At 64.2% G+C, this 23,549-nt stretch carries 20 protein-coding genes; 11 read left to right on the forward strand and 9 right to left on the reverse strand.

All coding sequences use genetic code 11. The annotated features are described in order from the left end of the window. Positions 1-2: 2 nt before the first annotated feature. The 6 genes from LMTR13_RS15665 to LMTR13_RS15690 form a co-directional block, all read right to left on the reverse strand. Entirely contained in the window at positions 3-6,200 is a 6,198-nt protein-coding gene (locus LMTR13_RS15665) for a HAMP domain-containing protein (protein ID WP_418219798.1), read from the reverse strand. Positions 6,201-6,544: 344 nt separating this feature from the next. After that, positions 6,545-7,663 carry a branched-chain amino acid ABC transporter substrate-binding protein gene (locus LMTR13_RS15670; RefSeq protein ID WP_065728654.1) on the reverse strand — a complete coding sequence of 373 codons (1,119 nt, stop codon included), beginning with the start codon at positions 7,661-7,663 and terminating at the stop codon, positions 6,545-6,547. A gap of 306 nt (positions 7,664-7,969) precedes the next feature. Further along, positions 7,970-8,704, reverse strand: coding sequence for an ABC transporter ATP-binding protein (locus LMTR13_RS15675; protein WP_065728655.1), 735 nt, complete (start codon positions 8,702-8,704; stop codon positions 7,970-7,972). A gap of 148 nt (positions 8,705-8,852) precedes the next feature. After that, the gene (locus LMTR13_RS15680; RefSeq protein WP_065728656.1) at positions 8,853-9,686 is read right to left on the reverse strand and encodes an ABC transporter ATP-binding protein; all 834 of its coding nucleotides are present in this window, start codon (positions 9,684-9,686) and stop codon (positions 8,853-8,855) included. Then, the gene (livM, locus tag LMTR13_RS15685) at positions 9,683-11,002 is read right to left on the reverse strand and encodes a high-affinity branched-chain amino acid ABC transporter permease LivM (protein ID WP_156795642.1); all 1,320 of its coding nucleotides are present in this window, start codon (positions 11,000-11,002) and stop codon (positions 9,683-9,685) included. Before livM ends, LMTR13_RS15680 begins: the two co-directional genes overlap by 4 nt. Positions 11,003-11,013: 11 nt before the next feature. Further along, positions 11,014-11,931: an ABC transporter permease subunit gene (locus tag LMTR13_RS15690; protein WP_065728658.1), complete on the reverse strand. Its 918-nt coding sequence runs from the start codon at positions 11,929-11,931 to the stop codon at positions 11,014-11,016. A gap of 272 nt (positions 11,932-12,203) precedes the next feature. Between LMTR13_RS15690 and LMTR13_RS41720 the strand changes: the two genes are divergently transcribed. Continuing rightward, on the forward strand, positions 12,204-12,362 hold the full coding sequence (locus LMTR13_RS41720) for a hypothetical protein (protein WP_197521110.1): 159 nt from the start codon (positions 12,204-12,206) through the stop codon (positions 12,360-12,362). A gap of 239 nt (positions 12,363-12,601) precedes the next feature. Here the strand turns inward: LMTR13_RS41720 and LMTR13_RS15700 are convergent, their stop codons facing one another. From LMTR13_RS15700 to LMTR13_RS15710, 3 genes are all read right to left on the reverse strand, one after another. After that, positions 12,602-12,994 carry a carboxymuconolactone decarboxylase family protein gene (locus LMTR13_RS15700; RefSeq protein WP_065728660.1) on the reverse strand — a complete coding sequence of 131 codons (393 nt, stop codon included), beginning with the start codon at positions 12,992-12,994 and terminating at the stop codon, positions 12,602-12,604. A gap of 105 nt (positions 12,995-13,099) precedes the next feature. After that, the gene (gene pcaD, locus LMTR13_RS15705) at positions 13,100-13,882 is read right to left on the reverse strand and encodes a 3-oxoadipate enol-lactonase (protein WP_065728661.1); all 783 of its coding nucleotides are present in this window, start codon (positions 13,880-13,882) and stop codon (positions 13,100-13,102) included. Positions 13,883-13,899: 17 nt separating this feature from the next. Continuing rightward, a complete protein-coding gene (locus tag LMTR13_RS15710) occupies positions 13,900-15,255 on the reverse strand; it encodes a 3-carboxy-cis,cis-muconate cycloisomerase (protein WP_065728662.1) in 1,356 nt (451 codons plus the stop codon). Positions 15,256-15,411: 156 nt separating this feature from the next. Here LMTR13_RS15710 and LMTR13_RS15715 point away from each other — a divergent pair, with 156 nt between their 5' ends. The 10 genes from LMTR13_RS15715 (at position 15,412) to LMTR13_RS15760 (ending at position 23,484) form a co-directional block, all read left to right on the forward strand. Beyond that, the gene (locus LMTR13_RS15715) at positions 15,412-15,858 is read left to right on the forward strand and encodes a CoxG family protein (protein WP_065728663.1); all 447 of its coding nucleotides are present in this window, start codon (positions 15,412-15,414) and stop codon (positions 15,856-15,858) included. A 203-nt stretch (positions 15,859-16,061) separates the two neighbouring features. Next, a complete protein-coding gene (locus LMTR13_RS15720; RefSeq protein WP_065732723.1) occupies positions 16,062-16,541 on the forward strand; it encodes a (2Fe-2S)-binding protein in 480 nt (159 codons plus the stop codon). Positions 16,542-16,610: 69 nt separating this feature from the next. Further along, a complete protein-coding gene (locus LMTR13_RS15725; RefSeq protein ID WP_065728664.1) occupies positions 16,611-17,414 on the forward strand; it encodes an FAD binding domain-containing protein in 804 nt (267 codons plus the stop codon). Positions 17,415-17,452: 38 nt separating this feature from the next. Further along, complete coding sequence (locus tag LMTR13_RS15730) at positions 17,453-18,361, forward strand: AAA family ATPase (protein ID WP_065728665.1); 909 nt, start codon at positions 17,453-17,455, stop codon at positions 18,359-18,361. A 127-nt stretch (positions 18,362-18,488) separates the two neighbouring features. Next, on the forward strand, positions 18,489-19,694 hold the full coding sequence (locus LMTR13_RS15735; RefSeq protein ID WP_065728666.1) for a vWA domain-containing protein: 1,206 nt from the start codon (positions 18,489-18,491) through the stop codon (positions 19,692-19,694). 11 nt (positions 19,695-19,705) lie between these two features. Next, the gene (locus LMTR13_RS15740) at positions 19,706-20,035 is read left to right on the forward strand and encodes an XdhC family protein (RefSeq protein WP_025589337.1); all 330 of its coding nucleotides are present in this window, start codon (positions 19,706-19,708) and stop codon (positions 20,033-20,035) included. After that, on the forward strand, positions 20,032-20,736 hold the full coding sequence (locus tag LMTR13_RS15745; protein WP_065728667.1) for an XdhC family protein: 705 nt from the start codon (positions 20,032-20,034) through the stop codon (positions 20,734-20,736). Before LMTR13_RS15740 ends, LMTR13_RS15745 begins: the two co-directional genes overlap by 4 nt. Next, the gene (locus LMTR13_RS15750) at positions 20,733-22,337 is read left to right on the forward strand and encodes an NTP transferase domain-containing protein (protein ID WP_065728668.1); all 1,605 of its coding nucleotides are present in this window, start codon (positions 20,733-20,735) and stop codon (positions 22,335-22,337) included. Before LMTR13_RS15745 ends, LMTR13_RS15750 begins: the two co-directional genes overlap by 4 nt. 221 nt (positions 22,338-22,558) lie before the next feature. Then, positions 22,559-22,948 carry a DUF4189 domain-containing protein gene (locus tag LMTR13_RS15755; RefSeq protein ID WP_065732724.1) on the forward strand — a complete coding sequence of 130 codons (390 nt, stop codon included), beginning with the start codon at positions 22,559-22,561 and terminating at the stop codon, positions 22,946-22,948. 125 nt (positions 22,949-23,073) lie between these two features. Next, positions 23,074-23,484 carry a DUF2000 family protein gene (locus tag LMTR13_RS15760; RefSeq protein WP_065732725.1) on the forward strand — a complete coding sequence of 137 codons (411 nt, stop codon included), beginning with the start codon at positions 23,074-23,076 and terminating at the stop codon, positions 23,482-23,484. Positions 23,485-23,549: the final 65 nt, after the last annotated feature.

A 23,549-nucleotide genomic window follows, 5' to 3' on the forward strand; every position in this document is an offset into this window, starting at 1 on the left:
GGTCAGCGGTGTAACCACATTCGGATGGCGAGCAGCAACTGCTCGGTATTGACGGGTTTGGCGAGATAGTCCGAAGCGCCGGCTTCGAGACATTTCTCGCGGTCGCCCTTCATCGCCTTGGCGGTCAACGCGATGATCGGCAGGCGGCTGAAGGACGGATTTTCTCTGATCACGCCGATAGTCTGATATCCGTCCATCTGCGGCATCATGATATCCATCAGCACGATCGCGATATTCGGATTTGATTCGACCAGCGCTATGGCCTCATGGCCGGTTGTCGCGGTCAGCACCTTCATACCGCGCCGTTCCAGCACGCTGGAGAGAGCAAAGATGTTGCGGGCGTCGTCGTCAACCAGAAGCGCAGTCTTGCCAACCAGATCCTCATCGGAACTATTGAGCTTCTCCAGCATCCTCTGCTTTTCGACCGGCAATTCCGTGATGACACGGTGTAAAAACAGCGACGTTTCGTCGAGCAGGCGTTCCGGCGACTCGACGCCTTTCACCACGATGCTCCTCGCCATGGTGTGAAGTTCCGCGTCTTCCTCGGCCGAAAGTTCCCGACCCGTGAACACCACGACCGGTACGCTCGACAGCGCTTCGTCGTGGCGTAGCTTGTCGAGCACCTCGAAACCGCTCATGTCAGGCAATCGCAGATCGAGCACGACGCAGTCGCAAGGCTGATTCCGCAACGTCGACAACGCATCGGCGCCGGTGTCGGCGGTGAGTATCTCGATATCGTCATGGCCGAGCAATTCGGTGATGCTCATCTGCTCGGCGGCATTGTCTTCCACGATCAGCAGGCGCTTGCGGCGCGGCTTGGCATATTCCTTGATCTGCGCAAGCGCCGCGCTGACGCCCTCGGTCGTCGTCGGCTTGTTGACGAAGGAAAACGCGCCGCGCGCCAGCGCATGCTGGCGGTCCTCGTCGAGCGTGATGATCTGCACCGGAATGTGCCGCGTCAGCGGACTGTGCTTGAGCTGGCTCAGCACGGTCCAGCCCAGCATGTCCGGCAGGAACACGTCGAGCGACACCGCGGTCGGCTGGAACTGCTTGGCGAGTTCGAGCGCTTCGGCGCCGCGGCTGGCGACCAGCACCTTGAAGCCCTTGTCGCGGGCCAGATCGATCAGCACCCGCGCATAATGCGGATCGTCTTCCACGATCAGCAGGATGGTGTCTCCCGGCGCGAGGTTGAGGCGGTCGTCGGGCAATTGCTCGACGGCGCGCTCCTGCGTCGCCTGGAGCGCCGGCGCGGGTGTGAATGCCGACGAGGCAGGGGACCGTGCCGCGACGGTGGGGCCGGAATAATGCAACGGCAGGTAAAGCACGAAGGTGCTGCCCTTGCCGGGCGCGCTGCGCAGATGGATTTCGCCGCCGAGCAGGCTTGCGAGTTCGCGGCTGATCGCAAGGCCGAGGCCGGTGCCGCCGTATTTGCGGCTGGTGCCGGCGTCCGCCTGCTGGAACGCCTCGAAGATCAGCTTCTGCTTCTCCAGGGGGATGCCGATGCCGGTGTCGGTCACCTCGAAGGCGACGACGGCAGGGGCGTGGTTGAGGATCGGATGCTCGGCGCTCCAGCCGCCGACGGCGGCCGACACGTTCAGCTTCACACCGCCCTCCGCGGTGAACTTGAACGCGTTCGACAAGAGGTTCTTCAGCACCTGCTGCAGGCGCTTGGAGTCGGTCACCATGCTGCGGGGGAGGGTCTCGTCGACATTGATGTTGAACGAGAGGTGGCGGTTTTCGGCCTCGTGCTTGAACGGACGGCCGACGGTCTCCAAGAGGCTCGATGTCAGGATCTCCTCGGCATCGACGGTCACCGTGCCGGATTCGATCTTCGACAGGTCGAGGATGTCGCTGATCAGGTTGAGAAGGTCGGTGCCGGCGCCGTGGATGGTGCGGGCGAACTCGACCTGCTTCAGCGACAGATTGCCGTCGGGGTTTTCGGTGAGCTGCTGGCCGAGGATCAGGATGCTGTTGAGCGGCGTGCGCAGCTCGTGCGACATGTTGGCGAGGAATTCGGACTTGTACTTCGAGGTCAGCGCGAGTTCGGTCGCTTTCTCTTCGAGCGCGCGCCGCGCCTGTTCGATTTCCTGGTTCTTTCGTTCCACCTCGACGTTGCGTTCGGCGAGCTGCTGCGCCTTCTGTTCGAGCTGTTCGTTGGTCTGCTGCAATTCCTTCTGCTGGGTCTGCAGTTCGCCGGCGAGCTGCTGGGATTGCTTCAACAGGCCCTCGGTCTGCATCGTGGCCTCGATCGAGTTGAGCACGATGCCGATGCTGTCGGTGAGCTGTTCGAGGAAGGTCATTTGCGAGGTCGTAAACGATGAGATCGAGGAAAGCTCGATCACGGCTTTCACCTGATTCTCGAACAGCACCGGAAGCACGACGATATTCTTCGGGATCACGCGCAACAGCCCCGAATTGATCGGCGCTGTATCACCAGGGATGTCCGCTACCAGCAGTTGGTGCTTGTCCATGGCGCATTGGCCGATCAATCCTTCGCCGAACTGAACGACCTGCGGATGCGGATGGGCGCCGTCGCCGGCGTAGGACGAGAGCAAGTGCAATTGCGGGCTGTCGGCGTTCTCGACCTGGTAGATCACGCCCATATGCGCGTTGACGAGCGGCGCCAGTTCGGTCAGCAGCAGCCGGCCCACGGTAGACAGTTCGCGCTGCCCCTGCAGCATGTTGGTGAATCTGGCGAGGTTTGTCTTCAGCCAGTCCTGCTCGGTGTTGACCTGCGTGGTGAGACGCAGGTTGCCGATCATCGTGTTGATGTTGTCCTTGAGTTCGGCCACTTCGCCGCGGGCGTCGACCTGAATCGAGCGGGTCAGGTCGCCCTTGGTCACGGCGGTCGCCACTTCGGCGATCGAGCGCACCTGCGAGGTCAGGTTGGCTGCGAGCAGGTTGACGTTGCCGGTGAGGTCCTTCCAGGTGCCGGCGGCGCCCGGCACGTTGGCTTGGCCGCCGAGCCGCCCCTCGACGCCGACCTCGCGCGCCACGCTGGTGACCTGATCGGCGAAGGTCGCGAGCGTCTCGGTCATGTTGTTGATGGTGTCGGCAAGCGCTGCCACCTCGCCCTTCGATTTCACCGTCAGGTTCTGCTTCAGGTCGCCGTTGGCGACCGCGGTCACGACCTTGACGATACCGCGCACCTGTTCGGTCAAATTGGCCGCCATGAAGTTGACGGTGTCGGTGAGGTCCTTCCAGGTGCCGGCGACGCCCGGGACCTGCGCCTGGCCGCCGAGCTTGCCCTCGGTGCCGACCTCGCGCGCCACGCGGGTCACTTCGCCGGCAAAGGCGTTGAGCTGGTCCACCATCGTGTTGATGGTGTTCTTCAGTTCGAGGATTTCGCCCTTCACGTCCACGGTGATCTTGCGCGACAGGTCGCCGCGCGCCACGGCCGTGGTGACTTCGGCGATGTTGCGGACCTGCGTGGTGAGGTTGGCCGCCAGCAGGTTGACGTTGTCGGTCAGGTCCTTCCAGGTGCCGCCCACGCCCGGCACGACGGCCTGGCCGCCGAGCCGTCCCTCGGTGCCGACTTCGCGCGCCACGCGCGTCACTTCGGCGGCGAAGGAGCGTAGCTGCTCGACCATCGTATTGAGGGTGTCTTTCAGCAGCAGGATTTCGCCGCGGACGTCCACCGTGATCTTCTTCGAGAGGTCGCCGCCGGCGATCGCGGTTGCGACCTCGGCGATGTTGCGGACCTGTGCCGTCAGGTTCGAGGCCATGAAGTTGACGTTATCGGTCAGGTCCTTCCAGGTGCCGGCGACTTCAGGCACCTGGGCCTGGCCGCCGAGCTTGCCTTCGGTGCCGACCTCGCGCGCCACGCGCGTCACTTCCGACGCGAAGGCGTTGAGCTGGTCCACCATCGTGTTGACGGTGTTCTTCAGTTCGAGAATCTCGCCCTTGACGTCGACCGTGATCTTCTTCGACAGGTCGCCCTTCGCCACCGCCGTGGTCACTTCGGCGATGTTGCGGACCTGGCCGGTGAGGTTGCCGGCCATCGAGTTGACGTTGTCGGTGAGGTCCTTCCAGGTGCCGGCGACGCCGGGTACGTTGGCCTGGCCGCCGAGCCGCCCCTCGGTGCCGACCTCGCGCGCCACGCGCGTCACTTCGCCCGCAAAGCGGTTGAGCTGGTCGACCATCGTGTTCAGCGTTTCCTTGAGCTGCAGGATCTCGCCGCGCACGTCCACGGTGATTTTTCGCGAGAGGTCGCCGCCGGCGATCGCGGTCGCCACTTCGGCGATGTTACGGACCTGGGCGGTGAGGTTGCCCGCCATCGAGTTCACGGAGTCGGTGAGATCCTTCCAGGTGCCGGCGACGCCGGTCACCTGGGCCTGGCCGCCGAGCTTGCCGTCGGTGCCGACTTCGCGCGCGACGCGTGTCACTTCTGATGCAAAGGCGTTGAGCTGGTCGACCATCGTGTTCAGCGTTTCCTTCAACTGAAGGATTTCGCCTGATACGTTCACCGTGATCTTCTTCGACAGGTCACCCTTCGCCACAGCGGTCGCGACTTCGGCGATGTTGCGAACCTGAGCGGTGAGGTTGCCGGCCATCGAATTGACGTTGTCGGTGAGGTCCTTCCAGGTGCCGGCGACGCCGCGCACGTTGGCTTGGCCGCCGAGCTTGCCTTCGGTGCCGACTTCGCGCGCCACGCGCGTCACTTCGCCGGCAAACGCGTTGAGCTGGTCCACCATCGTATTGATGGTGTCCTTCAGCTCGAGAATTTCGCCGCGCACGTCGACGGTGATCTTCTTGGACAGGTCGCCATTGGCGACCGCCGTCGTCACCTCGGCGATGTTGCGGACCTGCGCGGTCAGGTTGGAAGCCATCGAGTTGACGCTCTCGGTGAGGTCCTTCCAGGTACCGGCGACGCCGAGCACGTTGGCCTGACCGCCGAGCCGTCCCTCGGTGCCGACTTCGCGCGCCACGCGCGTCACTTCGCCGGCGAAGGCGTTGAGCTGGTCGACCATGGTGTTGAGCGTTTCCTTCAACTGGAGGATTTCGCCCGAGACGTTCACGGTGATCTTCTTGGAGAGGTCGCCGCCCGCGATTGCGGTGGCGACGTCGGCGATGTTGCGGACCTGCGCCGTCAGGTTGGAGGCCATGAAGTTGACGTTGTCGGTGAGGTCCTTCCAGGTGCCGGCCACACCAGGCACCTGGGCCTGACCGCCGAGCTTGCCTTCGGTGCCGACTTCGCGGGCGACGCGCGTCACTTCGGAAGCGAACGAATTGAGCTGGTCGACCATCGTGTTGATGGTGTCCTTCAGCTCGAGGATTTCGCCGCGGACGTCCACCGTGATCTTGCGCGAGAGGTCGCCACGAGCGACCGCGGTGGTGACGTTGGCGATGTTGCGGACCTGGGCGGTGAGGTTGCCGCACATCGCGTTGACGGAGTCGGTCAGGTCCTTCCAGGTGCCGGCGACCCCGGGAACGATCGCCTGACCGCCGAGCTTGCCGTCGGTGCCGACCTCGCGGGCCACGCGCGTCACTTCGGAAGCGAAGGAGCGGAGCTGATCCACCATCGTGTTGATGGCTTCCTTGAGCTGCAGGATCTCGCCGCGGACGTCGACTGTGATCTTCTTCGACAGGTCGCCATTGGCGACCGCAATGGTAACTTCGGCGATGTTGCGAACCTGGCCGGTCAGATTGTTGGCCATCGAGTTGACGCTCTCGGTCAGGTCTTTCCACACGCCGGTTACTTCCGGCACCTGGGCCTGGCCGCCGAGCTTGCCTTCGGTGCCGACCTCGCGCGCCACGCGCGTCACTTCCGAGGTGAAAACGCCGAGCTGCTTGATCATCGTGTTGACGATGGTTGCCGACTGCAGAAATTCGCCGCCCAGCGGGCGGCCGTCGACGTCGAGTTTCACGGTTTGCAGCAGGTCGCCCTGTGCCACCGCGGCGACCGCGCGCGTGACTTCGCGGGTCGGCCACAATAGATCGTCGATCAGCGTGTTGACGGAGCCTTCCATGTCCGCCCACGAACCGCTCGACAGATCGAATTTGACACGCTGGCGCGTCTTGCCTTCGCGGCCCACGACCTGGCCGACGTGCTCCAGTTGCTGCGCCATTCGCTGGTTGGAGGCGACGATTTCGTTAAAGGTGTCGGCAATCTTGCCCTCGATGCCGAGGTGATCGCCGGTCATGCGTACCGAGAAATCGCCGGCGCGCATGGCCTGCAACGCGTGCAGCAGGTCCTGCATCGGATCGGATGTGCCGTTGGTGGTGGGTGGTTTAGGTTTGGCGACCCGGCGAGCAGAGGATGATGCTCCAGGGGAAAGATCACTCATGGTGTTTCCTCGGCCAGTTCGCGCAAATCACGTCGGCTGAAATGCGATTTCACAAATAGACCGCTGCCCTTGCGGCTGATCAAGTTGGAATAACGGTTAAGGTCGTGAAATCAATGACATGGAACTCAGCCCGGGTTTCTCAATGCGCCGGGAACCCAATTGTTCCAACGGGTTAAAAATTATTTGGAACAAGAAATGAAAACGCCCCGGCAAGCCGGGGCGTTTGGTGTTCTGATCGACGCTGATCGTCGAAGGGATCAGGAGCCCTTCGGATGGATCTCTGTATAGTTGCCCTTGGCATCCCACTTGTAAACGACATAGTCGATCACCTTGATGTCGCCCTTGGCATCGAAGCCAAGCTTGCCGAGCACCGTGTCCCAATCGCCGGCCTTGATGGTCTCCATGACCTTCTTCGGATCGGTGGTCTTCGCCTTGGCCACTGCCTGCGACCAGACCTGCATCGTGGCGTAGGTGTAGAGCGTGTAGCCTTCGGGGTCGATGTTCTTGCCCTTGAACTTTTCGACGATCGCCTTTGCCGTTGCCTTGTTGCGCGGGTCGGGACCGAAGGTGAACAGCGTGCCTTCGGCGGCCGGACCGGTGATCGAGGCGAATTCCTTGTCGTTAAGGGCGTCGCCCGCCATCAGCACAGTCTTGAGGCCCTGATCGCGCATCTGGCGCAGGATCAGGCCGGCTTCCTGATGGTAGCCGCCGACAAAGACCAGATCGATGTTGTCGCGCTTCAGCCGCGACACGATCGAGTTAAAATCCTTGTCGCCCTTGTTGTAGGACTCGAACATCTTCTCGGTGACGCCGGCCTTGTTGAGCGCCTTCTTGGTTTCGTCGGCGAGACCTTTGCCGTAAGTGGTCTTGTCGTTGAGGATGGCGACGTTCTTGCCCTTGTAGTTCTTGACGATGTAGTCGGCGGCAACCAGGCCCTGCTGGTCGTCGCGGCCGCAGACACGCGCCACGTTCCAGAGCTTGCGCTCGGTGAACAGCGGGTTGGTCGAGGCCGGCGTAATCTGCAGCACGTTGCCGTCGGCATAGGCTTCGGAAGCCGGGATCGACGAGGACGAGCAGAAGTGACCGGCCACGAACGGGATCTTGGCGCTGGCGAATTTTTCTGCGATCGAGCGCGCCTGCTTCGGGTCGCAGGCATCGTCGCCGACCTGCAGCGCCAGCTTCTTGCCGAGCACGCCACCGGCGGCGTTGATGTCGGCCACGAATTGTTCGGCGCCGTTCTTCATCTGCCGGCCGAATGCCGATTCGCCGCCCGTCATCGGGCCCGCCACCGCGATGGAGATGTCCTGCGCCAGCGCGGTCGTCGACAGTGCCAGCGATGCGCCCAATGCCAGGCCGATGAGTTTCAGTGATTTCATGAGGTGTCCTCGCAGGTCAGTCGATTTCAGGAAGCACCCGGCAAACCGGGTACCAAAATCACGCCTATTGTCGGCTGATTTTGCGGCGAAGTCATCGGCAATTTTCGGGCAAATCCACGGTCCGTTCGCAGCATCTTGCCGCAGTTGCGTGTCCCGGACGCGGTGCAGCGCTCCTTCAGCGCTGCTCCGCAGAGCCGGGACCTGCCAGAGATCGACCCCGGATCAGCAGCGCACCACCATAGCGCGTCGAAGACGCGCGTAAACGCGCTTATGGCGCTGCGCAGCATCCGGGGAACGCACCAAACGCTACTCCCGGCGGCCGCCTTCCAGATAGGCGGCGCGGATTTCCGGGCGCTGCAGCAATTCGCTGCCGGTTCCGGAGAGCGTAATCAGGCCGTTGACCATGACATAGCCGCGATGGGCCAGTTTCAGCGCGTGGTTGGCGTTCTGCTCGACGATCAGAACGGTCAGGCCGTCCTGCCGGTTCAAGGTCCTTATCGCATCGAAAATCTGCCGCGCGATCAGGGGGGCCAGCCCCAGCGACGGTTCGTCCAGCATCAACAGCCGCGGCCGGCTCATCAGCGCCCGGCCGATCGCCAGCATCTGCTGCTCGCCGCCGGACAACGTGCCGCCACGCTGCGTCATGCGTTCCTTGAGCCGTGGAAACAGCGCGAAGACGCGTTCCAGGCCGCTCGCCCGATCGGCCTCGCTCGAGTCGGTCGCATCCGCGCCCATCTGCAGGTTTTCCGCCACGCTCATGCGCGGGAAAATCCGGCGGCCCTCGGGCGACTGGGCAATCCGTAGCCGCGCAATCTGATGCGTCGGCACGCCGGTAATGTCCCGGCCGTCGAATTCGATGCGGCCCGCGCGGGCCCGGGGCCGGCCGAAGATCGTCATCATCAGCGTCGACTTGCCGGCACCGTTGGCGCCGATCAGGGCGACGATCTCGCCGGCGTTGATGTCGAGGTCGACGCCCTTCAGCGCCTCGATCTTGCCATAAGCCGCCCGCAGCGAGCGGATGGCGAGCAGGGGGTGAGTCATGCGACGGCTCCCGTGTCCCGGGCGCGCTGCGGCGCGTCGTGCCGCTGTGCAGAACCGGGACCCAATCTCCCGCGCACGAAAATGGATCCCGGAACAGCGGAACAGCGTTGCACGCTGCACCGCATCCGGGAAAGGTGCGGAGCCTCGCTCACGCTCCGCTCTCCATCACCGCGATGGCTTCCTCCTCGTCGGCGCCGAGATAGGCGGCGATCACCTTGGGATCGTCGCGGATCTCCCGCGGCGTGCCTTCGGCGATCTTGACGCCATGGTCCATCACCACGATGTGGTCAGAGATTTCCATCACCACGCTCATGTCGTGCTCGATCAAAAGGATCGAGGTGCCCTGGTCGGCGCGAATCGAGAGCAGCAATTCGCTCAATGCCGCGCTTTCGCGCGCGTTGAGGCCAGCCGCCGGCTCGTCGAGGCAGAGCAGTGCGGGCTGGGTGCACATCGCGCGCGCGATCTCCAGACGCCGCTGGTCGCCATAGGGCAGGTTGCCGGCGGCATCGTCGGCGCGGTCCAGAAGCCCGATGCGGTCGAGCCAGGTCCGCGCCAGGTCGATCGCGGCCTGCTCGGCGTTGCGCCAGGACGGCGCGCCGATCAGGCCAAGGAACGTCAACCCGGAGGCGCGCATCAGCGCGTTGTGCTGCGCCACCATCAGGTTTTCCAGCGCCGTCATGCCGGGAAACAGGCGGATGTTCTGGAAGGTGCGCGCGACCTTGGCCAGTTTGGCAATCCGGAAATCGTTGAGCCGCTCGAGCCGGATGGCCTGGCCGTCATCATGGGTGAGGCCGATGGCGCCCGAGGTCGGCTTGTAGAAGCCGGTGATGCAGTTGAACACGGTTGTCTTGCCGGCGCCGTTCGGTCCGATCAGCGCGGTGATCTTGCGCCGTTCGGCATCGAAGGAGAGATCGTTGACGGCGACGATACCGCCGAAGCGCATCGACAGGCGATCGACCGAGAGAATTTGATTGCCGCTCATCCGTGTCCCTCCTTGACGAGGTCGGACGAGATCGTCTGGCTGCGCTTGAGGAACACGGTCGGTGCGCGATGGCCGATCAGGCCGCGCGGCCGCCAGATCATCAACAGCACCATTGCCATGCCGAACACCAGCATGCGGTACTGGTCGAACCCGCGGAACAGCTCGAAGCCGCCGATCATGGCGAGCGCCGCCAGCGCCACGCCGAGCTGCGAGCCCATGCCGCCCAGCACCACGATCGCCAGCACCAGCGCCGATTCATGGAAGGTGAAGGATTCCGGGCTGATGAAGCCTTGTCGCGTCGCGAAAAACGCGCCGGCGAAACCGCCGAACATGGCGCCGATTGCAAACGCCGTCAGCTTGGTTGTGGTGGTGTTGATGCCGAGCGCGCGGCAGGCGACTTCGTCCTCGCGGAGCGCCTCCCAGGCGCGGCCGATGGGAAGGCGGCGGAGGCGGATCGTGACCCAGTTGGTCAGCAGCGCCAGCGCGAAGATCAGGTAGAACAGAAACACGATGCGGTGGGTCGGCGAGAACTCGATGCCGAGCATGGCCGCCAGCCCGTCGTCGGCCGGCGTCAGCGGAATGCCGAACAACGTCGGCCGCGGAATGCCGGTGACGCCGTTCGGCCCGCCGGTCAGGGTCTGCCAGTTGATCAGGACGAGGCGAATGATCTCACCGAAGGCCAGCGTGACGATGGCGAGATAGTCGCCGCGCAGGCGCAGTACGGGAAAGCCGAGCAGCACGCCCCAGAACGCGGCGAGAATGCCCGCGAGCGGCAGGCAGATCCAGAACGACAGTCCGAAATTGGTCGCCAGCAGCGCGTAGGAATAGGCGCCGACCGCGTAGAACGCGACATAGCCGAGGTCGAGCAGGCCGGCGAGGCCGACCACCACGTTCAGCCCCCAGCCGAGCATCACATAGGTCAGCACGAGGATGGCGAGGTCGAGAATGTAGCGCTCGTCGTAGAAGAGCACCGGCACCAGGAACGTGAACACCAGCAGCACCGGCGCGACCATACGTCCGGCCAGCGACAGCGCGCTTTGCACCGAAGGCGGCACCACCCTGACCGTGTCAACCGGCCCCCACCATCGCCGCAGCAGCTCGATGAGGATGCTGCCGCCAAACACGGCTGCAACCATGACGGCGAGGTCGTCGAAGCGCGTCCAGTAAACCAATTGCCCCTGCGGGCCGGCCTCGGTGCGCACGCCGATCATCAGCGAAAACAGCACCAGCGCCACGAACGCGCTGATCAGCGCTTTCTTGAGGATGAAGGCGGCGCCCGGAGCGCGCGAGGTTTGGGCGGCGGGGGGTGCGCTCACGCTGCGGCCCGTCAGACTTTTTCGACTTCAGGCCGGCCGAGCAGGCCGGTCGGAAGGAAGATCAGGACCACGATCAGGATCGAAAATGCGGCGACGTCCTTGTACTCGACCGAGAAGTAGGCCGACCACAGCGTCTCGATCAGGCCGATCAGGAGACCGCCCAGCATCGCCCCGGGCAATGAGCCGATGCCGCCGAGCACGGCGGCGGTGAATGCCTTGATGCCGGCGACAAAGCCCATGAAGAAATCGACCAGCCCGTAATAGAGCAGGTACATCATGCCGGCTACCGCAGCGAGCGCAGCCCCGATCACGAAGGTCATGGAAATGGTGCGGTCGACGTCGACGCCGAGCAGCGACGCCATGGTCTGGTCCTGCGAGCAGGCGCGCATGTCGCGGCCGAGCCGGGTGCTCGACACCAGCCAGGTGAACAGCGCGAGTAGCACGATGGTGGTGACGACGACGATGATCTGGATGTTGGAAAGCTGCACGATGAAGCCGCCTGCGCCCTCGTGCAGCGTGTAACCGCCGGTGACGATCGGCGGCACCGGCTTGACGCGCGCGCCCTGGGTCACCTGCGAATAATTGCTCAGCACGAATGACATACCGATCGCCGAAAGCATCGGCGCCAGACGGAACGAGTGCCGCAGCGGCCGGTAGGCGATACGTTCCACCGTCCAGCCATAGAGCGCCGTGATCGCCATCGACACCAGCAATACGACCAGGAGGATCAGCGGGATGGCGGTCAGCCCGAACGAGACCAGGATCAGGAACGTGATCAGGGCGATGAAGCCGCCGATCATGAAGATGTCGCCATGGGCGAAATTGATCATGCCGACAATGCCATAGACCATGGTGTAGCCGATGGCGATCAGGCCGTAGATCGAGCCAAGCACGAGGCCGTTGATCAGTTGCTGGGCGAAATAATCCATGCGCTGCCGTTTTTGTACGAGGACGCGGCGAGAGCTCCGGCAGCCCATGACGACGCGTCTGGCATTTTCTAACAGTGGGAACCGGGGGCGGCAACAGCGCCGGGTGCGGCTTATTTGGCTTGTACAGAGCTAGTTTTTAGTCAGCCGGTTCCGGCTCCACAGTCCCGCCACGTGTTTGCCGTGGAATGATCGCAGCGGAACTGGCCGTCCCTTGCAACGAATGCGCTCATCCTCCGTTTACCGCGGCTATGGTCAACAACGGAGATCCCTCGATGACCAAGATGAACCAGAACCCGGGCCAGCAGAACCAGAACCCGGGTCAGAAGCCCGGCCAGCAGCAGGGCGGCGGCCAGAAGCCGGGTCAGCAGCAGCAGGATCCGGGACGTCAGGGTCAGAAACCCAGCCAGGATCCCCGGCAGATGCCGGAGTAGAAGGGCAGATGCCGGAACAGAAAAAAGCCCCGCCGAAAAGGTGGGGCTTTCTTTGTGCGCCTTCGCGTCCCGGACGCGGCGCAGCGCCGTGGCGGCGCGACGCCGAGCCGGGACCCAGACTCAGCCACGTGGGTCCCGGCCCTGCGTCGCGTCACCATAGCGTGTCGAAGACGCGCGTAACGCGCTGATGGCGCCGCGCCGCGTCCGGGACACGAGTGCTCGGCCATCGTGATGCCAAGCTAACTCTTCAGCAAACCTAGTTCGGCGATGATCGCGTTCGCCTCCTTGACGGCGTGGTTGGCCGCCGGGACGCCGCAATAGATCGCCTGCTGCAAAAGGATTTCCTTGATGTCGTCGGGCGTGAAGCCGCCTTCGGCCAGCGCCGCGCGCACATGCAGGCGGAATTCATCCCACTGTCCCAGCGCCACCATGGTGCCGATCACGAGCACGCGGCGGGTGCGGTGATCGAAATGCGGCCGGGTCCAGATGTCGCCCCAGGCATAGCGGGTGATCAGGTCCTGGAAGTCGGTATTGAACGCGTTGCGGTTCTTGATCGACTTGTCGACCCATTCATTGCCGAGCACCTTGCGGCGCTGGGCCATGCCGTCGTCGCGGCGTTTGTTGTCGTCCATTGAGATCCTCCCGGGTCGTCATTCCGGGGCGATGCGAAGCATCGAACCCGGAATCTCGAGATTCCGGGTTCGCCTCTTCGAGGCGCCCCGGAATGACGAAGACGTCTACCGTTGCGTCAAAAAACCGATCACCGCGTCGGTGAAGGCGTGCGGCTGCTCGACGTTCGAAATATGCGCGGCATCGAGCAGCGTCATGCTGGCGCCGGGAATCCGGCTGCGCATGAACTCGGCATCCGCGACCGTCGTCGACATGTCGTGGCGTCCGGCAATTACCAGCGTCGGGCTCTTGATCTTCGGCAAGAGCTCGCGCTGGTCGAGCGTCGACAGCGCCTCGCAGCATGCGATGTAGCCCTCGACCGGCGTGGTCAGCATCATCGCCTTCATGTTGGCCGCGATCTGCGGCTCGCGCTCGCGAAAGTCCGCCGTCAGCCAGCCGGCAATAACGGTATCGGCCACCGCGGCGATGCCGCCTTCCTTCACCGCCTTGATGCGGTCGTGCCAGCGCGTCGGGTCCGGATAATGGCAAGTCGTATTGGACAGGATGATCTTGCCGAACCTGTCGGGCGCGTTGGCGCCGAGCCATTGCCCGACCATGCCGCCCATCGACAGCCCGCACCAATGGGTCCGCGCGATGTTGAGATCGTCGAGGATTGCCAGCACGTCGCGGCCGAAGCGCTCCAGCGAGTAGGGCCCGGGCGGCACGCTCGACTTGCCGTGGCCGCGCCGGTCGTAGCGGATGACGCGGAACACCTGGGTAAGCGCCTTCATCTGCGGCTCCCACATCTGCATGGTCGAGCCCAGCGAGTTCGACAACATCAGCGTCGGTCCGCCGTCGCGGCCTTCGACGGATACGTTGAGCAGGCAACCGTCGGCGTTGATCATCGGCATGGGAGGTCTCCGGTCTCTTACTTGTCGTGAAGCGAGGCGAGCAGGCGGTCAATCAGGGCCTGCGACGCGCCCTGATAGGCCATCGGCTCGAACAGATCTGCAATTTTCTCGGCCCCGAGTTGCGCGGTGACTTTCGAATCCGCGGCCAGCACATCGCGCAGATGCTTCTTGTCTCTAACCGCCTGCTTGCTCGCCGTCTCGACCAGATGGTGCGCGTCGCTCTTGCCGATCTTTTCGGCCAGTGCCATCGCCACCGCTTCGGCCATGATCAGCCCGTCGGTCGCGTCGAGATTGGCGCGCATGCGTGCGGCGTCGATTTCCAGCCCTTCCGCGATATCCACAATGGCCGCAAGCGCACCTGATGTGACCAGCAACAGCGTCGGCAGCGTCGGCCATTCCGCGTGCCACGGACCGGCGCTGCGCTCGTGATCCTGCACCTGCGCGGCAAGGATCGTTGCTGCGAGATTGGGCGCCATGGTGGCTGCGGCAAGCGCGCTGGCCGCGGCCACCGGATTGCGCTTGTGCGGCATGGTAGAAGAGCCGCCGCGGCCTTCGCCCGACGGCTCGAACGCTTCGCCGACATCGGTCTGCATCATCAGCGACACGTCGCGCGCGATCTTGCCGCAGGTGCCGGCGACGATGGCCAATATAGATGCCGCTTCCGCAATGCGGTCGCGATGGGTGTGCCAGGGCGCGTCCGCTAGCGGCAGCTTCAGTTCCTCGGCCAGTTTTTCCGCGACCGCCAAGCCCTTGTCACCGAGGGCCGCGAGCGTGCCGGCAGCGCCGCCGAATTGCAGCGCCAGCGCTTCGCTGCGCACGCGCTGCAGCCGCAACTTCGAGCGGTGCAATGCAGCGGCATATTCGGCGAGCTTCAGTCCGAACGGCATTGGCAGCGCGTGCTGCAGCCAGGTGCGGGCGACGACCGGAGTGTCGCGATGCTGTCGCGCCAGTTTGGCAAAGCCCGCGATGGCGCGATTGACGTCGACGAGCAGCGCGTCGATGCCGGCGCGAAGGCCGAGCATGGCGCCGGTGTCGATGACGTCCTGACTGGTTGCACCCCAATGCACGTAGCGAGCCGCGTCGGCGTTCGCCTTGGCGACATTGGATGTCAGCGCCTTGACGAGCGGAATGGCGAGGTTGCCGGACCTCGTTGCGGCTTCGGCCAGTGCGCCAAGGTCGAATGATTCGGCCCGGCACGCGCTGGAAATCGGGTCGGCTGCGCTTGCCGGAATTACCCCGGCTGCGGCCTCGGCGCGCGCCAGCGCCGCCTCGAAATCCAGCATGTTCTGCAGGCTTGCCACGTCGTCGCAGACCGCGCGCATCGCGGCGCTCGACAGCATCGGGGCAAGCAAGGGGGAGAGGGACGTACTCATTGACGCGACCTAACCATTCCGGCCTGTCAATGCCAATGCCCTTGTCGCCTTGCACTTGTTGCACGTGCGAATATGCATCGCTTATCGCCCTTCCTTTTGGCCCAGACGTGCTTTACTTGGGGAAGATCAGGTCGACGCGATCCAGGAGGCACTCCCATGGCCATGACGATGAACGGCGAAGTCCAGCTTGCGGCGTCGCGGGAGGCCGTGTGGGCCAAGCTGAACGATCCGGAAGTGCTGAAGGCCTGCATTCCCGGCTGCGAGGAGCTGGAAAAGACCGATGAGACCAGCTTCCGCGCCACCGCGAAGATGAAGGTCGGCCCGGTCTCCGCCCGCTTCAAGGGCAGGGTCACGCTGAGCGATCTCGATCCGCCCAACGGCTATAAGATCTCGGGCGAGGGCGAGGGCGGCGTTGCCGGCTTTGCCAAGGGGGGCGCCACGGTGGCGTTGACCGAAAAGGATGGCGGCACGCTCTTGAGCTACAACGTCGAGGCCCAGATCGGCGGCAAGCTGGCCCAGCTCGGGCAGCGGCTGATCAACGGCGCGGCCAAGAAGCTGGCCGACGAATTTTTCGCCAATTTCGGCAAGGCCGTGCAGGGCTGATTCTGACCAGGCTGATTCTGGCGAGTCCGATCCCGCGAGCCCAGTCCGATAGCCCCGTCAAGTCACTCAGGCCATGCCCCAGAAGAGGGGCTCGTTGGGACTCCTGAGGTTGCTCATTATCGGGATGGCCCATATTATGGGCTTTGGAATGACTATAAACGCCTGCGTTGCCGGCTCCGGCAGTGCGGCCCAAGAGAGTGCTGATGGCCAAGATTTCCCTGATCGTGAACGGTAATCCCGTAAACGCCAACGTCGATCCCCGTACCCTTCTGGTCCAGTTTCTGCGGGAAAATCTCCGGCTGACGGGCACCCATGTCGGCTGCGACACCTCGCAGTGCGGTGCCTGCGTCGTGCATGTCGACGGCAAGGCGGTCAAGTCCTGCACCACGCTTGCGGTGATGGCTGACGGCCACGAGGTCAAGACCATCGAGGGCCTGGCGCCCGACGGCGCGCCGCTGCATCCGATGCAGGAAGCCTTCCGCGAGCATCACGGATTGCAGTGCGGCTTTTGCACCCCCGGCATGATCATGACGGCGGTCGATCTGGTCAACCGCAAGGGCCACGATCTTTCGGACCACGTCATCCGCGAAGAGCTCGAAGGCAATCTGTGCCGCTGCACCGGCTATCAGAACATCGTGACCTCGATCGCCGCCGGCGCCAAGGCGATGGCCAAATCCGCTTAACCGATATGCCCGCTTAATCGACAAGTTCGCCTAATCGATTTCATCGCGAGTAGCGATCAGGAAGTTCTCATGTACGAATTCAAATACCATCGTCCGGCGACCGTGCGGCAGGCCGCCAATCTCCTGGTGAAGAACGAAGATGCCAAGGTAATCGCCGGCGGCCATACGCTGGTGCCGGTCATGAAGCAGCGCCTCGCCAGCCCGCCGCATCTGGTCGACCTCTCCCACATCGAAGGGCTCGATACGATCGAGATGAAGGGCCGCTCGCTGGTGGTCGGTGCCACTGCAACTCATAACGACGTCGCGACGTCGCCGATCGTCGGCGAAGCCATCCCTGCGCTCGCCGAACTCGCCGGCGGCATCGGCGATCCCGCGGTGCGCCACAAGGGCACGATCGGCGGCTCGCTCGCCAACAACGATCCCACGGCGGATTATCCCGCAGCCGTTCTTGCGCTCGGCGCCACCATCGTCACCAACAAGCGCCGGCTGAAGGCGGAGGAATTCTTCCAGGGCCTGTTCACGACGGCGCTGGAAAGCGACGAGATCATCACCAAGGTGATGTTCCCGCTGCCGAAGAAGGCGGCCTATATCAAATTCCGCAACCAGGCCTCGCGTTATGCGTTGGTCGGCGTGTTCGTCGCCAAGCGTCCGTCCGACGTGCGCGTCGCCGTCACTGGCGCGGGCTCTGAAGGCGTGTTCCGCGCCACCGCGTTTGAGGAAGCGCTGAAGAAGCGTTTTTCGCACAAGGTGCTCGACGGCATTTCGGCATCAGCAGAGGGGCTGAACAGCGATCTGCACGGCAGCGCCGAATATCGCGCGCATCTGATCGGCGTGCTGGCGCGCCGTGCCGTCGAAGCCGCGACGGCGAAGTAGGTTTTGCTGCTTTCCGGCTCATCAAGATTGGCTATCCCATGAGTACATCGGCGCTGCCCAAATCCGTCGATGGGATGCTCGAACTCCTGACCTCGCGCGGCTATCTCGCCGAGCGGTCGCTGGCGACGGTGACTTATCTGTCGCTGCGCATGGGCCGGCCATTGTTTCTCGAAGGCGAGGCGGGTGTCGGCAAGACCGAAATCGCAAAGGTTCTGTCGGCCGCGCTCGGGCGAAAACTGATCCGCCTGCAATGCTACGAGGGACTCGACGTTGCCTCTGCCGTCTACGAGTGGAGCAGCGCGGCGCAGATGATCGCGATCCGCCTTGCGGAGGCCGCCGGCGATACCGACCGTGAGCAATTGTCGTCGGATATCTTTGCCGAGCGCTTTCTGATCAAGCGCCCGCTGCTGCAGGCGCTGGAGCCTGATGTCGCCGGTGCGCCGGTACTGCTGATCGACGAACTCGACCGTGCCGACGAGGCATTCGAGGCGTATCTTCTGGAAATCCTCAGCGACTTCCAGGTCACAATCCCCGAATTCGGCACCATCAGGGCGCCGCATCCGCCGATCGTCATCATCACCTCGAACCGCACCCGCGAGATCCACGACGCGCTGAAGCGCCGCTGTCTCTATCATTGGGTGGATTACCCCGAGGCCGAGCGCGAGCTTGCGATCGTCAAGTCGCGCGTGCCCAATATTTCCGCAAAGCTGTCGCAGCAGGTCGTCCGCTTCGTGCAGGCGCTGCGCGACCAGGATTTCTACAAATCGCCGGGCGTTGCCGAGACCATCGACTGGGCCACCGCGCTGACCGAACTCGACGCCCGCTCGCTGACGCCGCAACTGGTCGGCGACACGCTGGGTGCGCTGTTGAAGTACCAGGACGACATCGCGCGCATGCAGGGCGATACGCTGCAGAAGGTTTTGAAGGACGCGACGAGCGAGGATTAGGCCACAGCGTCGCCCGTCATTCGGGGGCGATGCGTCAGCATCGAACTATGGTGCACCTGAGAATCTCGAGATTCCGGGTCTGGTCCTTCGGACCATCCCGGAATGACGACGGAAGTTGGTTCGGACCATGACCACCATCGATCACCTCAATCCCCCGACCGGCCACATGGCCGACAACGTCGTCGGCTTCGCCCGCGCGCTGCGCGCCGCCGGAATCCCCGTCGGGCCCGGCGCCGTGATCGACGCGCTCAATGCACTGCAGGCGATCGAGATCGGCAACCGCGCCGACGTCTACGCGACGCTGGAAGCGATCTTCGTCAAGCGCCACGAGCATATGCTGATCTTCGCCCAGGCCTTCGACCTGTTCTTCCGCGCCGCCGAAGACTGGAAGCACATGCTGGATTCGGTGCCGCTGCCGGACCACGCCAAAAAGAAGCCGCCGCCGGCCTCGCGTCGTGTGCAGGAGGCACTGGCGCAGCCCTCGATGCGCGACGAGACCGAGCAGGTGCAGGAACAGGAGCTGCGGCTGTCCGTCTCCGACAAGGAGATCCTGCAGAAGAAAGACTTTGCGCAGATGAGCGCGGCCGAGATCGCGGAAGTGACCCGCGCTATCGCCAACATGAAGCTGCCTCAGGCGGAGCTGCGCACCCGCCGCTACCAGCCTGACGCCAAGGGGCTGCGGCTCGACATGCGCCGGACCTTACGCAGTTCCTTGCGCACCGGTGGCGAGATCATCGACATCCGAAAACTCGGCCGGATCGAGAAGCCCGCGCCGATCGTGGCGCTGCTCGATATCTCCGGCTCGATGAGCGAGTATACCCGTCTCTTCCTGCATTTCCTCCATGCCATCACCGACGCCCGCAAGCGTGTCTCCGTGTTTCTGTTCGGCACGCGGCTGACCAACGTCACGCGGGCGCTGCGGGCCAAGGATCCCGACGAAGCCTTGGCGAGCTGTTCGTCCTCGGTGGAGGACTGGGCCGGCGGCACAAGGATCGCGACCTCGCTGCACTCTTTCAACAAATTGTGGGGCCGCCGCGTGCTCGGGCAGGGCGCCATCGTGCTCCTGATCTCCGACGGGCTGGAGCGGGAGGCGGATGCCAAGCTCGCCTTCGAGATGGACCGGCTGCACCGCTCCTGCCGCCGCCTGATCTGGCTCAACCCGCTGTTGCGTTACAGCGCTTTCGAGGCCAAGGCGCAAGGCATCAAAATGATGCTGCCGCACGTTGACGAATTCCGCCCGGTGCATAACTTGACCTCGATGGAAGGGCTGATCGAGGCGCTTTCGGCGCCGCCCCCGCCGCACCACATGAGCCGCATCCGCTCAGCAGCTTGAAAGGGCATCCCATGCTCAACCGCGACGAAGACATTCTGCAGGCCGCCGAAAACTGGCAGAAGGCGGGACACGGCGTCGCGCTGGCGACCGTGGTGGAGACCTGGGGCTCGGCGCCGCGGCCGGCCGGCTCCAGCCTCGTCATCAACGATGACGGTACGTTTCTGGGGTCCGTCTCCGGCGGCTGCGTCGAGGGCGCCGTCGTCACCGAAGCGCTCGACGTGATCGCCAGCGGCAAACCCAAGATGCTCGAATTCGGCGTTGCCGACGAGACCGCCTGGAATGTCGGCCTGTCCTGCGGCGGCACCATCCGCGTCTTCGTCGAGAAGGTGGGCCAATCGTGAAACTAGAAACCCTCACACAAGTCAACGCCGAGCGCGCCGCGCGCCGGCCCGTCATCGTCGTCACCGATGTCGCCAATGGCGATCAACGGCTGGTGAAGGCCAAGGATATCGCGACCGACCCGCTGAGCGCCGAGCTTTCAAAGCAGCTCCGCATGGGTAAGAGCGGCATGATCGAGTCCGGCGGCAAGAAGCTGTTTCTCAACGTCTATGCGCCGACCGCCCGGCTCGTCATTGTCGGCGCGGTCCATATCAGCCAGGCGCTGGCGCCGCTCGCCCGTTCGCTCGACTACGACGTGACCGTGGTCGATCCGCGCACCGCGTTTGCCAGCCCCGAGCGCTTTCCCGACGTGCCGCTGATCGCGGAATGGCCCGACGTCGCGCTGCCGCCGCTCAACATCGACCACTACACCGCGTTCGTCGCGCTGACCCATGATCCGAAGATCGACGACCCGGCGCTGCTGCACGCGTTCGAGCGCGACTGCTTCTACATTGGCGCGCTGGGTTCGCGAAAAACTCATGCCAAGCGCGCCGAGCGGCTGAAGGCGCAGGGCGCATCCGACGCCGACATCGCGCGCATCCATGCGCCGATCGGCCTTTCCATCGGCGCGGTGTCGCCTTCGGAGATCGCGGTCGCGATCTTGGCCGAGATCACCGCCGAGCTTCGGCTGCCGAAAGAAACCGCGAAGGTGCAGGCAGCATGAAGTTCGGTCCCGCCAGTCCGGCCGATGCGATTGGCGGCGTCACCGTGCACACGCTGCGGCAGGGTTCGCTGGTACTCAAGAAAGGCACCACGATCGGGGCCGCCGAGGTCGAGGCGCTCGACAAGGCGGGCGTGAAGGAAATCGTCGTGGTGCGGCTGGAGGAGGGCGACGTCTCCGAAGACGAGGCCGCCGCCAGCATCGCGCAGGCGGTCGCGGGCGAGGGCGTCAACGTCGAGCGCGCCTTTACCGGCCGTGCCAATCTGTTTGCGGCGCAAGCCGGCGTGCTGGTGGTGGACCGCGCCGCGGTCGACCGTATCAACGGCGTCGACGAAGCCATCACCTTTGCGACGCTCTCTGCCTTCAAGCCGGTAGTCGAAGGCGAGATGATCGCGACCGTAAAACTCATTCCGTTCGGGGTCGAGGCGAAGCTGCGCGATGCGGCTGTAGCTGCTGCAGGCCGGGATGTACTGCGAATTGCGCCTTACGTCATCAAGCGCGTCGGCGTGGTCTCGACCATGCTGCCCGGGCTTGCGCCGAAGGTGATCGACAAGACCCTGCGCGTGACAGCGGAGCGGCTGGCACCGGCCGGCGCCAGCATCGTCGCCGAGCGGCGCGTGCCGCATGATGAGGCCGTGCTGGCGTCCTCGATCAAGGAATTGCTCGCCCTCGGCGCTGAACTGGTAATCGTGTTCGGCGCATCCGCCATCGCCGACCGCCGCGACGTGATTCCGGCCGCGATCACCGAAATCGGCGGCGCGATCGAGCATTTCGGCATGCCGGTCGATCCCGGCAATTTGCTGCTGATCGGCAGCGCCGGCGGCGTGCCGGTGCTGGGAGCGCCGGGCTGTGCGCGCTCGCCGGTCGAAAACGGCTTTGACTGGGTGCTGATGCGGTTGCTGGCGGGGCTGAACGTCACGCGCGCCGAAATCACCGGCTTGGGCGTCGGCGGCCTGTTGATGGAAATCGTGACCAGGCCGCAGCCGCGCACGGTTGCCGATACCGAAGCCAACCGCAACGTCGCCGCCATCGTGCTGGCGGCCGGGCGCTCGACGCGGATGGGCGGCCCCAACAAGCTGCTGGCCGAGATCGACGGCAAGAAGCTGGTGCGCATCGTGGCCGAACAGGCGCTGGCGTCGAGGGCGACTGAGGTGATTGTCGTAACCGGCCACCAGGCCGAACTGGTCGAGCAGGCGCTGGCGGGGCTTAACGTCAAGTTCGTCCGCAATCCGGATTTCGCCGGCGGGCTGGCGTCGTCGGTCAAGGCCGGCATCGCGGCGGTACCCGAAAATGCCGACGGCGCCGTCATTTGCCTCGGCGACATGCCGCTGATCGATGCCAAGTTGATCGATCAGCTCATCGAGACCTTCGCGCCGGACCGCGGCCACCTGATCGCCGTTCCCGTCAGCGACGGCCGCCGCGGCAATCCCGTGCTGTGGTCGCGGCGTTTCTTCAAGGAGCTGATGACACTGGACGGCGATGTCGGCGCCCGCCACCTGATCGCCAAGCACTCGGAAGCCGTGGCCGAAGTCCCGGTGGATGGCCAGAGCGCCTTCCTCGACATCGACACACCGCAAGCGCTCGAAGCTGCGCGGCGGGGGTAAAACGCAAGGACCCACAGGCGGCATTTGTTTTAGAAAGTGTTCGCCCGCGTGCCTCACACCAGGGCCGCGGCGTATGCGTCCCGGCGCCTGATGCGCAATTGCGCACTAGGTCGGGACGACGTCTTGGAAAGATTGGCGCTTCACTCCTTCAATCCCTCATTCACCAACTGGAAACTCGCCCCCGCTAAAATCTTCCCGTTACCTCGGGGGAGGGGATATTGATCGTTTCGACCGTCGCGGCACGGCGCCGCGCGCTGTTCGTCGTTGCATTGACGCTGATGGTGGCCGTCTCGAGCTACATCAGCAAGGCGTGGGCGGCCGGCGCATTCGCGGTCGGCAAATGCGGCGCCTATGGCCAAGCCTATGATTATCCTGCCGAGGCCGCCGCGCGCGCCGCGGCGCTGAAGCAATGCAAGGGTAACTGCACCGCGCTCATCATGAAACGCGCCTGCGCCGCCTTCGCTATCGACCTGACCAATCCCTGCGGCCCCCACGGTTATGCCGTGAAACCGAATATCTCCAGTTCACTCAATGCCGCGACCAAGAAGTGCTACGAGTTCGGCGGCAAGGAATGCGTGATCCGCGCCTGGGCCTGCGACGCGAAGGGGTGATTTTTGTTATTGTCATTCCGGGGCGATGCGAAGCATCGAACTCCGATGTGCAACTGCACATCGGAGAATCTCGAGATTCCGGGTCTGGTGCTGGCGCACCATCCCGGAATGACATGGGAGTTCTCATGCAATTCGACACCAAGATCGCGGTCGTGATCCGGACCGATCTCGAACCGTGGCAGAAGCTCAACGTCGCGTCCTTCCTGGCCGGCGGTATTGCCGCGGCATTTCCCGAATGTATCGGCGAGCCCTATGGAGACGCATCGGGCACGAAATATCTTTCGCTGATCGGCCAGCCGATCCTGATCTACGGCGCCGACCGCCCGGCGCTTTCCCGCGCGCTGGAGCGCTCACTCGCCCGCAACGTCACGCCCGCGGTCTATACCGAGGACATGTTCAGGACCACGCATGACGCGGCCAACCGCGAAGTGGTCCGCGCCGTGATCCGCGCCGAGCTCAATCTCGTCGGGCTCGCGATGCGCGCCGAGCGCAAGGTGATTGACAAGATCATCGACGGGCTGAAGTTTCACAGCTAGCGCGGCGGCGTCGATAAATTCAAAGCGGGCCCGCCGACGCCGCTTTGAGGGCCCTCGTGCAGGGA

This window comes from Bradyrhizobium icense, assembly GCF_001693385.1.
In the GTDB taxonomy this organism is placed as follows: domain Bacteria; phylum Pseudomonadota; class Alphaproteobacteria; order Rhizobiales; family Xanthobacteraceae; genus Bradyrhizobium; species Bradyrhizobium icense.

What these genes read in the sequence shown, in the direction of transcription:
- LMTR13_RS15665 (WP_418219798.1), bottom strand. Translation starts at nt 6,200, where the DNA reads ATGCAGGACCTGCTGCACGCGTTGCAGGCCATGCGCGCCGGCGATTTC.
- LMTR13_RS15670 (WP_065728654.1), bottom strand. Translation starts at nt 7,663, where the DNA reads ATGAAATCACTGAAACTCATCGGCCTGGCATTGGGCGCATCGCTGGCA.
- LMTR13_RS15675 (WP_065728655.1), bottom strand. Translation starts at nt 8,704, where the DNA reads ATGACTCACCCCCTGCTCGCCATCCGCTCGCTGCGGGCGGCTTATGGC.
- LMTR13_RS15680 (WP_065728656.1), bottom strand. Translation starts at nt 9,686, where the DNA reads ATGAGCGGCAATCAAATTCTCTCGGTCGATCGCCTGTCGATGCGCTTC.
- LMTR13_RS15690 (WP_065728658.1), bottom strand. Translation starts at nt 11,931, where the DNA reads ATGGATTATTTCGCCCAGCAACTGATCAACGGCCTCGTGCTTGGCTCG.
- LMTR13_RS41720 (WP_197521110.1), top strand. Translation starts at nt 12,204, where the DNA reads ATGACCAAGATGAACCAGAACCCGGGCCAGCAGAACCAGAACCCGGGT.
- LMTR13_RS15700 (WP_065728660.1), bottom strand. Translation starts at nt 12,994, where the DNA reads ATGGACGACAACAAACGCCGCGACGACGGCATGGCCCAGCGCCGCAAG.
- pcaD (WP_065728661.1), bottom strand. Translation starts at nt 13,882, where the DNA reads ATGCCGATGATCAACGCCGACGGTTGCCTGCTCAACGTATCCGTCGAA.
- LMTR13_RS15710 (WP_065728662.1), bottom strand. Translation starts at nt 15,255, where the DNA reads ATGAGTACGTCCCTCTCCCCCTTGCTTGCCCCGATGCTGTCGAGCGCC.
- LMTR13_RS15715 (WP_065728663.1), top strand. Translation starts at nt 15,412, where the DNA reads ATGGCCATGACGATGAACGGCGAAGTCCAGCTTGCGGCGTCGCGGGAG.
- LMTR13_RS15720 (WP_065732723.1), top strand. Translation starts at nt 16,062, where the DNA reads ATGGCCAAGATTTCCCTGATCGTGAACGGTAATCCCGTAAACGCCAAC.
- LMTR13_RS15725 (WP_065728664.1), top strand. Translation starts at nt 16,611, where the DNA reads ATGTACGAATTCAAATACCATCGTCCGGCGACCGTGCGGCAGGCCGCC.
- LMTR13_RS15730 (WP_065728665.1), top strand. Translation starts at nt 17,453, where the DNA reads ATGAGTACATCGGCGCTGCCCAAATCCGTCGATGGGATGCTCGAACTC.
- LMTR13_RS15735 (WP_065728666.1), top strand. Translation starts at nt 18,489, where the DNA reads ATGACCACCATCGATCACCTCAATCCCCCGACCGGCCACATGGCCGAC.
- LMTR13_RS15740 (WP_025589337.1), top strand. Translation starts at nt 19,706, where the DNA reads ATGCTCAACCGCGACGAAGACATTCTGCAGGCCGCCGAAAACTGGCAG.
- LMTR13_RS15750 (WP_065728668.1), top strand. Translation starts at nt 20,733, where the DNA reads ATGAAGTTCGGTCCCGCCAGTCCGGCCGATGCGATTGGCGGCGTCACC.
- LMTR13_RS15760 (WP_065732725.1), top strand. Translation starts at nt 23,074, where the DNA reads ATGCAATTCGACACCAAGATCGCGGTCGTGATCCGGACCGATCTCGAA.